This window comes from Mycobacterium sp. NAZ190054, assembly GCF_001545925.1.
GTDB lineage: Bacteria > Actinomycetota > Actinomycetes > Mycobacteriales > Mycobacteriaceae > Mycobacterium.
In genome coordinates, this window is record NZ_LMVQ01000440.1 from 1 (window position 1) to 1,635 (window position 1,635).

Here is a 1,635-nt window from a genome sequence, read left to right on the forward strand (position 1 = left end):
AGACGTTCCACAGCGGACACGTCCCCCCGCTGGAGGAGAAGTGAAACCCGGTGGCGGACTGGCGTTTCGACATGTTGCCCGCCCGGTCGACTCGGACGAACGAGAACGGGACGCCGCGCATCGAGGGTCCGCGTCGTGGTGATGGACCCGGCGGCGGTGGCGCCGTGAGCCCGCACACTCCCGTCGCGATCATCGGCGGCGGCCAGGCCGGACTCTCGGTCAGCTGGTACCTGAGCCGGGCGGGGATCGACCACGTGGTGCTCGAGGCACAGACCCCGCTGCACGCGTGGGCCGACAGCCGTTGGGACAACTTCACTCTCGTGACACCGAACTGGCATTGCCGGTTGCCGGGTTACTCCTATGACGGGCCGGACCCGGACGGGTTCATGACCCGCGACGAGGTCGTGCAGTGGCTGGCGGGGTGGTTGGCCACCTTCGACGCCCCGGTGCGCACCGGCACGCGGGTCACCCGGTTGCGCAACGCAACCGACGGCCGCTTCGAGCTCACCCTGCTCACCGGCACCGGGCAGGAGCCGCTGACCTGCGATCACGCGGTGGTCGCCACCGGCGGCTACCCGGTTCCGGTGCTGCCGGGTTTCGCAGGCGCGCTCACCCCGTCCGTGGCCCAGATCCACTCCGAGCAGTACCGCAATGCGGCCGGGCTGCCCGACGGCGCGGTGCTGGTCGTCGGCACCGGCCAATCGGGTGCGCAGATCGCCGAGGACCTGCACCTGGCCGGCCGGCAGGTGCACCTCGCGGTCGGCAACGCGCCCAGGGTCGCGCGGTTCTACCGCGGGCGGGACTGCATGACCTGGTTGGCCGACATGGGCCTGTATGACCGGCCGGCCGGTGAGTATCCCGGCGGCAAGGCGGCCATCGAGAAGACCAACCACTACGTCACCGGCCGCGACGGGGGCCGCGACATCGATCTGCGCCGCTTCGCGACCGAGGGTATGCAGCTCTACGGCACGCTGGTGGACGGGCACGGCACCACGCTGCGCTTCGCCCCGACGCTGCGCCGCGCACTCGATCACGCCGACGCGGTGTACAACTCGATCTGCGCCGACATCGACGCCTACATCGACCGGTCCGGTGCGCCGGCGGGCCCACCGACGCGCTACACCCCGGTGTGGGAGCCCGGAACCGAGTCTGTCGCCTTGGATTTGGCGTCGGCAGGGGTCTCGGCCATCGTGTGGGCGATCGGATACCGGCCCGACTACCGGTGGATCGAGGCCAGCGCCTTCGACGGCGCCGGACGTCCGATGCAGAACCGCGGTGTGACCACGGTACCCGGGCTGAGCTTCATCGGGCTGCCGTGGATGCACACCTGGGGATCGGGCCGCTTCCTCGGCATCGACCGCGACGCACGGCATCTCGCGGCGGCCATCACCGGCAGCCTCGGCGACCCGGTGCTGCGCCTGGCGGTGGGCGGCTGACCATGACGCCCTCCGCCACGAACTCCACCCGCGTCGACCTGGCCCTGCTCGGCATCCGCGGCCGGCCGCCCCTGATGTTGAGCGCCGTCGACTTGCCGCATCCGCTGGGCCCCAACAGGGAGAGGAACTCCCCGTCCATGACATCGAGGTCCATCCCGCTCAGCGCGATCATCTCGTTGCCACCGCTGTGATACGTCTT

2 protein-coding genes and 1 pseudogene are annotated in these 1,635 nt (G+C 70.7%); 1 reads left to right on the forward strand and 2 read right to left on the reverse strand.

The window, feature by feature from the left end; all coding sequences use genetic code 11:
• Nucleotides 1-127 (reverse strand): annotated as a pseudogene (locus ASJ79_RS31505) (short-chain fatty acyl-CoA regulator family protein); the annotation flags it as partial.
• Nucleotides 128-164: 37 nt separating this feature from the next.
• Between ASJ79_RS31505 and ASJ79_RS23635 the strand changes: the two are divergent.
• A complete protein-coding gene (locus ASJ79_RS23635) occupies nt 165-1,436 on the forward strand; it encodes an MSMEG_0569 family flavin-dependent oxidoreductase (RefSeq protein WP_067960662.1) in 1,272 nt (423 codons plus the stop codon).
• Here the strand turns inward: ASJ79_RS23635 and ASJ79_RS35235 are convergent.
• Nucleotides 1,387-1,635, reverse strand: a 249-nt coding sequence (locus tag ASJ79_RS35235) for an ATP-binding cassette domain-containing protein (protein WP_156448605.1), incomplete at its 5' end; no start/stop codon positions are given. The two genes, ASJ79_RS23635 and ASJ79_RS35235, sit on opposite strands and share 50 nt — an antisense overlap.